Source organism: Lederbergia sp. NSJ-179, assembly GCF_022867885.1.
GTDB lineage: Bacteria > Bacillota > Bacilli > Bacillales > Bacillaceae_C > Lederbergia.
On record NZ_JALIFP010000108.1, the window covers coordinates 1 to 855 of the forward strand.

Annotated in this window: 2 tRNA genes and 2 rRNA genes; all 4 read left to right on the forward strand. The window is 48.9% G+C overall.

Going from position 1 to position 855, the window contains the following annotated elements:
- A 16S ribosomal RNA gene (locus MUB24_RS23050) occupies positions 1-112 on the forward strand; the annotation flags it as partial.
- A gap of 304 nt (positions 113-416) precedes the next feature.
- A tRNA-Ile gene (locus MUB24_RS23055) sits at positions 417-490 on the forward strand.
- Positions 491-517: 27 nt separating this feature from the next.
- Positions 518-593, forward strand: a tRNA-Ala gene (locus MUB24_RS23060).
- A gap of 131 nt (positions 594-724) precedes the next feature.
- Positions 725-855, forward strand: a 23S ribosomal RNA gene (locus MUB24_RS23065); the annotation flags it as partial.

An 855-nucleotide genomic window follows, 5' to 3' on the forward strand; every position in this document is an offset into this window, starting at 1 on the left:
CGAAGTCGGTGGGGTAACCTTTTGGGGCCAGCCGCCGAAGGTGGGACAGATGATTGGGGTGAAGTCGTAACAAGGTAGCCGTATCGGAAGGTGCGGCTGGATCACCTCCTTTCTAAGGATAATAAGGAAGGCCGACTAAAGGCGCCACGTCCTGTGGCAACGTCGGCATGACTCACATCCTGTGAGCCTAAAAGCGTAGGCGCCTGTCCATCGACGTACAAACTTCCTAGCTTCTGACGAGATAAAGGAAACACGGCAAAGAATGAGCCGATGTTGACTTATCGTAGGAAGAAGCGTAGAAGTTTGCTAGTCGCTAGGCGCCGGAGCTAGACACCGAAATACAAAAAACATTTCAGATTAAATGACGTTCCGTTTCGTTCAGTTTTGAGAGTTCAAACTCTTAATGAAGTTAATGTGGGCCTGTAGCTCAGCCGGTTAGAGCGCACGCCTGATAAGCGTGAGGTCGGTGGTTCGAGTCCACTCAGGCCCATCACACGTTAGCTTTTTTAAAATTTATGGGGCCTTAGCTCAGCTGGGAGAGCGCCTGCTTTGCACGCAGGAGGTCAGCGGTTCGATCCCGCTAGGCTCCACCAAATTTAGGCTGATTTAGCTTTAAATCATCAGCTTATTTGTTCTTTGAAAACCAGATAAAATGAGAAGAAATAACAAACCGAGAAGCATCACCTTATGGAATTCATCCATAAGAATGTAAGACGTTTTTAACGATTAAGTTGTTAAGGGCGCACGGTGAATGCCTTGGCACTAGGAGCCGATGAAGGACGGGACTAACACCGATATGCTTCGGGGAGCTGTAAGCAAGCGTAGATCCGAAGATTTCCGAATGGGGGAACCCCC